This is a genomic window from Psychrobacter sp. AOP5-GZ1-6, from assembly GCF_052376345.1.
GTDB lineage: Bacteria > Pseudomonadota > Gammaproteobacteria > Pseudomonadales > Moraxellaceae > Psychrobacter.
The window spans coordinates 1-8,441 of the sequence record NZ_JBQSVP010000130.1 but is presented as its reverse complement, the minus strand read 5'-3'; the positions used below and the strand labels follow the sequence as shown (position 1 = coordinate 8,441).

Sequence of the window (8,441 nt, the reverse complement as noted above, 5' to 3'; positions counted from 1 at the left end):
GCTTTAAACGTCCAACAGATCCTAATTACTAAGGGAAGCCGTCTTAACGGTAAGATTTCAGTGCTAATTTTGGTGTAAATGGTGCAATAAAGCGCAAAGATTGTTATATTTACAGGTTATTTATCTTTTTATATTATTTTACCTTTTACAATGTCGGTCGCTATTATTATAAGCGGTTATCGGTCGTTTACATTCACCGTATTTTTGCACCGTTTTTGTTGTTTATTTAATTGAGTTCACATCCTTATGTCACAAGCCCAGATTGATACACTTGCCTCACTGTTTAATGATGCCGTTCAGACTTTACAAGCAGATGGTACATTACCAAGCGATTGGCAAAATAACAGTCAAATCACGCGTACCAAAGACCTAAGCCATGGTGATTTTGCCAGTAATATCGCACTTACTGCCGCAAAAGCCGCCAAGGCCAACCCGCGCCAACTTGCCGAAAAAATCGTTAATGCCTTGCCTGAAAACCAAGATATCCGCCAAGTAGAAATCGCAGGGCCGGGTTTTATTAATGTCTTTTTAAATGCTGAAGCGAAGTTTGCCGTATTAGACGATATTTTTAACTTGCAAGACCGTTTTGGTTTGAGCAATCAGTTTGCAGGGCAAAAAATACAAGTTGAGTTTGTCTCTGCCAACCCAACGTCTAGCTTGCATGTTGGTCATGGGCGTGGTGCGGCATTTGGCATGAGCGTGTCAAACTTGCTAGAAGCGATCGGTTATGACGTCACGCGTGAGTATTATGTCAATGACGCTGGTCGTCAAATGGACATCTTAGCAACCAGTACCTATTTGCGTTATTTAGCAGCAAATGGCGAGCAAGTGACTTTTCCTGTCAACGGCTATCAAGGCGACTATGTCAGTGATATTGCCAAAACGCTAAAAGTGCAACATGCTGATAGCTATGTTCATAGCTTTACAGACGTTGCCAAAGACGTGCCTGCAGATGCCGAGTTTGAGATAAACGCAGATGGTGAAAAAGTACTGCTGTCAGGTGATAAAGAAGCGCATATCGATGGGCTGATTGCCAATAGTAAGACTTTGCTTGGTGATGGCTATGAGTTGTTTTTAAATGCAGCGTTGAGTAGTATTTTGGCCGATATCAAAGATGACTTAAATGACTTTGGCGTGAGCTATGAATGCTGGTTCAGCGAAAAGTCGATTGATGCTGAGATTGAGCCGGCTCTACAAGTATTAGACGAAAAAGGCTATCTGTACGAAAAAGACGGCAATATCTGGTTTAAATCGACCGACTTCGGTGACGAAAAAGACCGTGTGGTACGCCGCGCTAATGGTCAGTCTACTTATTTTGCTTCTGACATTGCTTATCATAAAAACAAATTTGATCGTGGTTTTGATAAAGTCGTCAATGTCTGGGGCGCTGATCACCATGGCTATGTTCCACGTGTCAAAGCAGCACTACTTGCCTTGGGTATCGATGCAGAAAAACTTGATGTGGTGCTGGTACAGTTTGTCGCGTTATGGCGTGGTAGTGAAAAAGTACAAATGTCCTCGCGTTCAGGTCAGTTTGTCACCCTGCGTGATTTACGAAACGAAGTTGGCAATGATGCCGCGCGTTTTTATTATGTGGCCCGTAAGCCTGAAGTGCATATTGACTTTGATTTGGAGCTTGCTAAATCACAAAGCAAAGACAATCAGGTGTATTACATTCAATATGCGCATGCCCGTGTTTGCCGCGTACTAGAAAAACTGGCTACCTATGATTTAACAGTAGATGATGCCGTTGGTCTGGCGCATCAGAATCTGCTTAGTGCGCCCAATGAAGACGAGTTGATTAAACTACTAGCAGGGTATCCAGCGACACTATTACGAGCAGCAACTGGCTATGAGCCCCATGTATTGACCAATTATCTGAAAGAGCTGGCAGCGCTATTTCACGGTTGGTATGATACCAACCGTATTTTACCATTGAGCCTAACGTCAGGTGAGACACCGAGTCAAGATGAGATAGATTTGATGCAAGCTCGTCTGCGTTTGTCTAAAGCTGTTCGTCAAGTATTGGTTAATGGGCTTAGTTTATTAGGATTGTCTGCGCCGTCTAGCATGTAGTAGTTTTTTACATAGAAAAATCTCTAGTTTGTAGAGTGAGTATAGATGGTTGATAGCAATAATTTAATAATGATAGATAGATTCAGTAGGGAGAACCAGATCCATGCTAGCCAAAAAACCTAAAGGCGCGACTGAAAAGCGCAAAACAAGTAGTGTATCAGGCTTATTATGGATGTTCGTTGGGGCCGTATTGACCCTTATGATCGGTGTGTTTATATACTTGTCACCATTGTTTGATTTTAGTCCGACCGATAGCAGCGCCGAAAACGAGCAAGATCGTCAGGTACAGCCACGAGTTGAGACTGATACTGATAATGGCGATTATGAGTTTTATGATATTTTGCCAAATCAAGAGATGGCCACCATACCTGATGAAGATTTTGGTGAGATAAATAATGATCGCATAGGAGGTGTCGATGCTTTTGAGCCCGATATCGTGGTCACACAGCCTACTAATTCGTCAGCCAGTGGTAGTGACGATGAGGGTAATTTAGGTATTTCTGAAAATACGGTGATTGAACCTAGTAATGGCAATAACGCTGCCAATAGCGATATCGTTGTTGTCGAAGAAAATGCGACTTATGATAGCGCGACATCGGTCAGCAGCACAGATAACTCTGACAGTAATGCAGGTACTGCCAACGTTCAAGCTGCCACACCTGCTGCCACTTATATATTGCAAATAAACAGTTTCGGTGATGCTGATGAAGCAGATCGCCGCCGCGCACAAGTGCTGATGGCAGGAGTAGATGCTCGTGTGGTCAAAAACACAACGGGTAATGGCGAGCCTATTTATCAAGTAATCTCTCGGCCAATGAGCAACCGTCAAACGGTGGCTAGCGCTCAGCAGCGATTACAGAATAATGGTATTGATTCTATCATCGTAGAGCAGCGTCGTTAGGTGCAGTTACTAGTAATGGTTTATTCAAAAAAGCGTCGTTATGACGCTTTTTTTGTCTCTTATTTTTAGTAACGCTATTTTACTTTGCCATTTTATTATATCTTATCATTACTTCCTCAACGAGTATGGCTATGACTGTATCTGACTCAACAACATCTTCTACTGGCATCATTAAAGCTTTTTTCCAAAAATATTTCATCGATGCGTTTACTGGGATGGCTTTAGGGCTGTTTGTGACATTGATTGCAGGCCTTATTATCTCCCAAATTGGCGGTTGGTTAGATTTACCTGCGTTGGTTGCAGTCGGCAAACTGGCATCAATACTGATGGGAGCGGGTATTGGCGTCGGCATTGCTTATTATCTTAAAGCACCGACATTAGTGATGTTAAGTTGCTTGGTAGCAGGTATGCTAGGTGCTCACTCCGAAGCACTAATGGCAGGCACGCTGTTTACACCACAAGTTGGCGGACCTGCGACGTTTGTAGCGTTGCCTGGGAATCCGATAGGCGCCTATCTAACATCAGTTTTTGCTTATCGTGCGGGTAGTTGGGTGGCAGGAAAGACCAAGCTTGATATTTTATTGGTTCCGTTATTGGTATGTGCAGTTGCATTAGCCGTTTGTGCGCTATTAAACCCTCCTATCGTCGCTGCTGTTGCTACCATTGGTCAAGGCATTCAAGCAGCGACTGAGCTTCAGCCATTATTAATGGGCATTGTCATTGCCGTTGTGGTCGGTATTTTATTGACATTGCCGACATCGAGTGCGGCTATTTGTATCGCTATTGGGCTTGGCGGTGTAGCAGGTGGTGCAGCGGTAGTGGGCTGTGCAGCACATATGATTGGTTTTGCGGTTGCAAGTTTCAAAGACAATGGTGTGAGCGGCGTGGTCTCTCAGGGCCTAGGTACCAGCATGCTGCAAATCCCTAATGTACTAAAAAAACCCATCGTTTTACTACCAGCTGTGATTGCCAGTGCTATCGTTGGCCCTATTGCGACCGTAGGTTTTGGCCTGGCTTGCACGGCAACGGGAGCAGGCATGGGTACCGCTGGATTGGTCGGTGTATTCGGCGTGATTGAAGCATCACAGGAGATTATGAGTACCGGTCAATTATGGACAGCGATTATTTTATTGATGTTTGTATTGCCTGCGCTAATTGCAGGGTTGGTCGCCTATATCATGCGCCGTATGGGTTGGTTGGTCGCTGGTGATATGAAGCTGCCTTAGCTATTTATTTGTTTTATAATTAAGGTGTGTTGAATTTGTTGCCCTAAACATAAAAAGCCTAACTATATAAATAGTTAGGCTTTTTATTCCTCAGGTATAGCAGCAATAAGTTGCCGGTTGTCTGTATAGGGTCTCTTGTACGGGTCATGTGCTCATTCTAATTATCACAATCTAAATGAGTCGACATCTGATCCTATATAAGATTAACGACGCACGTCTACAGGTGCTCCACCTTTTGGCCAATCTTGGTCTTTATTGGATTTCACTGGACGGTCTAGTTGAGTGAAGTAGCTAGCCACATCGATGGCCTCTTGATCAGTCAGAGTATTACCTTGACCAAAAGGCATTTTACCTTTTACAAATGCAGCCGCCTTGTATGTCCTTGCCATACCTGCGCCATCGTTAAATGAATCTGCACCAGCGATGGCAGGGTATACATAAGTGCCATCGTCATTGTACTGACCTTCACCATTTTCACCGTGGCAAGTGGTACAGGTCGCAGCGAAAATTTCTTTGCCTTTGACAGGGTCTGGCGTGAGTGAACTGTCGATCTCGACAAACCCACGACCTGGAGGTGAAACGCCAATTGGCATGTCTTGCGATAACCACGTCATATAAGAAATAAAGGCGTTCATCTCATCCGAATCTACTTCTAACGGAGTACCATTCATTGAACGCTGAAAACAGCCGTTGACGCGCTCTTGTAATGAGTTGACACGTGCATCACGCGAGCGATAGATGGGAAAGATACCTGGTAGACCATTCCATGGTGCAGCATAAGCTTCTGAACCATTTGCTAAGTGACAGCTAGTACAGTTGAGCTTGTTGCCGACGTTGTCAGGTAGCTCTCGATAAGTATGGTTGGCAAGCTCTAAGCCTCGACGGACGGCAGCACCGTACTCATCGTCAGGGATGGTCGATTCAGCGGGCATGCTGATGTTCAGCTTAGCACCTGGGTTTTCCGCCAACTCATTTTTGATCTCTGTTGCTTGCGCTTCGAGTGACTTTACTCGGGCGATGGCCTCGGCTTCTTCGACACGATCGACAGCTTTTGTACCTGATTCGCTACAGGCCGTGATGCTAGTAGCACCAATAGCAAAGAGAGTTGCTATTAGGAGATATGGCTTGGTCTGTAAGAAATTTTTCATTAAAACATCCTTATTATGAAAAATAATATTTGGATAAGTGTTTATCTGGTAACTTAATCGTCATACTAAAAGTAACGCCTTTCAATTGAGGGTTAAAAACTAAGCACGTAATCAATCTGTAAGTTATTAGAAATACAATTGTATCAAAATACACAATAGTAGTATATAAATACACAATATATTATTTGTTATATTAAAATGTAAGAACAGATCTATTAGACAACTCACTTGCTAAGAAAGTTGCATGAGAAGTCGTTGTAGGTTTAGAAATAGGGCTTTAACATAAAGATTATTTAAGTCACTTGTTTGTTCAAGCCCATTTTTTATCAGTAGCAGTGTTTGTCAGTCGTGAAGATCGATTATTTAGCTGTGTGTGGCTTTTTTGATAGGAGATGTACATCACTTTTGTATGATTGATAACTGATGCTGAAGATGGCAATAGACGCTGCTGATACGCTCATAGTAAATAGCATTTATCATTGAACTAGGGCGTATCTTCAACGCAATCGATAGTCATCTAAATGAACTAAAAATGGCTAGATTTTGTCAGATAGCTGACTAATATCTCGATATTATCTACGCTATTTTCCTTGTTTGAATGCTCTTTATCACATTTTTATTAGTATTTTTAAAATGAAGACACGGTCTAGAGATTATAATGATGAGACAAAATAAAAGCGTCTGAGCAAACTTTGCCAGACGCTTTTTTTGTATAGCCAACGCATAATCGTTAGCTATATTAGGTCGATAAGATATTAAGAAATGTCAGGTGTCTTACCTTCATTGATGACTTCTTCATCAACAAGAACTGTTTTAGCATCCTTCATCGATGGTAGTTCGTACATGGTTTCAAGTAAGGCATTTTCTACGATAGAGCGTAGACCACGTGCACCTGTTTTACGTTCCATGGCTTTTTTCGCGATGGCATCTAGTGCTTCTTGAGTAAAGTTAATCTCAGCACCTTCCATATCAAACAAATACTTGTACTGTTTGACCAGTGCGTTCTTAGGTTCAGTTAGGATTTGTACAAGTGCCTCTTCATCTAGCTCTTGCAATGCAGCGAGTACAGGCAAACGACCAATTAGCTCAGGAATCAGACCAAACTTAATCAAATCTTCTGGCTCAACTTCTTGCAATAAATCTGAGCTACGACGGCTATCGTCTTTTGAGCTAACATCTGCGTTAAAGCCAATGCCACCTTTCTCAGTACGTTGTTGAATGACGCTATCAAGACCAGAAAATGCACCACCTACGATGATCAAGATATTGCTGGTATCGACTTGGATGAGCTCTTGCTGTGGATGCTTACGTCCACCATGTGGCGGGATAGCAGCTACCGTACCTTCGATCAGCTTTAGCAATGCCTGCTGTACGCCTTCACCTGATACATCACGAGTAATAGAAGGGTTATCGCCTTTCTTACTGATTTTATCAATCTCATCGATATAGATAATACCTTGCTCAGCCTTACTTACATCGTAATCAGAGGCTTGTAGCAGCTTTTGCACGATGTTTTCAACGTCTTCGCCGACATAACCAGCTTCTGTCAGGGTCGTGGCATCAGCCATCGCAAACGGTACGTCAAGCAGACGTGCTAAGGTTTGTGCTAACAATGTCTTACCAGAACCGGTAGGGCCAATCAGCAAAATATTACTTTTTGCCAATTCCACCATGGCATCATCAGCACCAATCTTAGATTTTTTGCTATCACTGGCTAAGGTCTGGCTGACTTTTAGACGCTTATAATGGTTATAAACGGCAACGGCTAATGCTTTTTTGGCGGCGTCTTGACCAATCACGTACTCATCAAGCTTGGCACGCAACTCTTTTGGCGTTGGTAATTTTTTATTTACCCAAGAAGTATCGACTTCGCTATTGTCATCACTGTCTTCTGCGCTATCGGCAATGAGGTCAGTACACAGCTCGATGCATTCGTTACAGATATTGGCATCGTCAGCGGCAATCAGCTGCTTCACTTCGCTTTTGGCTTTGCCGCAAAACGAACAATGCGGGGTATTGTCTTCTGCCATAAAGGCGCTCCTAAGTTTTAAAACTTATAAATATTTTGATTATTTACATCAATGCCAAAACGTATCACGCTAAGGCATTTGGTTCTCATCAAGGCTGTTATATGCTAATTATAAAGAAGTAGGGCGGCGCTCTAATACTTCGTCAACCAAACCATATTCTTTGGCTTCTTGCGCATCCAACCAGTAATCGCGCTCGACGTCTTTTTCGATTTTTTCTACTGGCTGACCAGTACGCTCAGCTAAGATGCTGTTTAGACGTGAACGAGTTTTCAGGATTTCACGAGCATTAATCTCGATATCCGTTGCCTGGCCTTGCGCACCGCCTGAAGGCTGGTGAATCATCACGCGAGCATTAGCAAGGGAATAACGCTTACCTTTTTGACCAGCTGCCAGTAAGAATGAACCCATGCTATAAGCACCGCCCATACAGATAGTTGATACTTCAGGCTTAATAAAGTTCATGGTATCAAAAATAGCCAAACCAGCGCTCACTGAACCGCCTGGTGAGTTGATATATAAATGAATATCTTTGTCAGGGTTTTCAGCTTCTAAAAATAGCAATTGTGCAACGATAAGGTTGGCCATATTGTCTTCGACCTGACCGGTCAAAAAGATAACGCGCTCACGCAATAGACGTGAAAAGATATCAAAAGAGCGTTCACCGCGTGATGATTGTTCAACCACCATAGGCACTAGTGCAGCTTGAGTGCTTTGCACGTTGTTGTGTGCACTCATCAGCATATCAAAATGTGGGTTGGCAGTGATGCGATCATAATCTGTCATAAAGATGTCCTGTTTATAAGTACATAAGATAAAGGGGTTGAGGTTAGCGAACGGCTAAGCTATGGGTGCTTATTATAATAAATACTGCCGCTGATTATTCACACGAACTAGATGAAATAGTAAGATCCAGACGTCGCTAAAAATAGTTGAGCTAATGGTAACTTTTTTATTAGAGCAATAGTAACTTTTTAATGTGAAAAATAATATATGGCTCACTATTAATAAGGCGTTTGTACACATTTATCAAGGGGTCTGGTAATAAACTATCGATAAAGGT

The 8,441-nt window shown here is 42.7% G+C and carries 6 protein-coding genes; 3 read left to right on the top strand and 3 right to left on the bottom strand.

Features of this window, described 5'->3' with window-relative positions; genetic code table 11:
- The first annotated feature begins 246 nt into the window (after window positions 1–246).
- From argS to ACT3RN_RS12930, 3 genes are all read left to right on the top strand, one after another.
- Complete coding sequence (gene argS, locus ACT3RN_RS12940; protein WP_192520315.1) at window positions 247–2,076, top strand: arginine--tRNA ligase; 1,830 nt, start codon at window positions 247–249, stop codon at window positions 2,074–2,076.
- Between the two features lie 103 nt (window positions 2,077–2,179).
- Complete coding sequence (locus ACT3RN_RS12935; RefSeq protein WP_192520316.1) at window positions 2,180–2,977, top strand: SPOR domain-containing protein; 798 nt, start codon at window positions 2,180–2,182, stop codon at window positions 2,975–2,977.
- A 131-nt stretch (window positions 2,978–3,108) separates the two neighbouring features.
- Complete coding sequence (locus ACT3RN_RS12930; RefSeq protein WP_192520317.1) at window positions 3,109–4,203, top strand: PTS transporter subunit IIC; 1,095 nt, start codon at window positions 3,109–3,111, stop codon at window positions 4,201–4,203.
- 203 nt (window positions 4,204–4,406) lie between these two features.
- Here the strand turns inward: ACT3RN_RS12930 and ACT3RN_RS12925 are convergent, their stop codons facing one another.
- The 3 genes from ACT3RN_RS12925 to clpP all read right to left on the bottom strand — a co-directional run bounded on the left by ACT3RN_RS12925 (window position 4,407) and on the right by clpP (window position 8,116).
- A complete protein-coding gene (locus tag ACT3RN_RS12925; RefSeq protein ID WP_192520318.1) occupies window positions 4,407–5,351 on the bottom strand; it encodes a c-type cytochrome in 945 nt (314 codons plus the stop codon).
- A 755-nt stretch (window positions 5,352–6,106) separates the two neighbouring features.
- Entirely contained in the window at window positions 6,107–7,381 is a 1,275-nt protein-coding gene (gene clpX / locus ACT3RN_RS12920; protein ID WP_192520319.1) for an ATP-dependent protease ATP-binding subunit ClpX, read from the bottom strand.
- A gap of 108 nt (window positions 7,382–7,489) precedes the next feature.
- Window positions 7,490–8,116 carry an ATP-dependent Clp endopeptidase proteolytic subunit ClpP gene (clpP, locus tag ACT3RN_RS12915; protein WP_192520320.1) on the bottom strand — a complete coding sequence of 209 codons (627 nt, stop codon included), beginning with the start codon at window positions 8,114–8,116 and terminating at the stop codon, window positions 7,490–7,492.
- Between the last annotated feature and the right edge of the window lie 325 nt (window positions 8,117–8,441).

Bases quoted from the DNA above. Each gene is read 5' to 3' on its own strand.
- clpX (WP_192520319.1), bottom strand. From the start codon at position 7,381: ATGGCAGAAGACAATACCCCGCATTGTTCGTTTTGCGGCAAAGCCAAA.
- argS (WP_192520315.1), top strand. From the start codon at position 247: ATGTCACAAGCCCAGATTGATACACTTGCCTCACTGTTTAATGATGCC.
- ACT3RN_RS12930 (WP_192520317.1), top strand. From the start codon at position 3,109: ATGACTGTATCTGACTCAACAACATCTTCTACTGGCATCATTAAAGCT.
- ACT3RN_RS12935 (WP_192520316.1), top strand. From the start codon at position 2,180: ATGCTAGCCAAAAAACCTAAAGGCGCGACTGAAAAGCGCAAAACAAGT.
- ACT3RN_RS12925 (WP_192520318.1), bottom strand. From the start codon at position 5,351: ATGAAAAATTTCTTACAGACCAAGCCATATCTCCTAATAGCAACTCTC.
- clpP (WP_192520320.1), bottom strand. From the start codon at position 8,116: ATGAGTGCACACAACAACGTGCAAAGCACTCAAGCTGCACTAGTGCCT.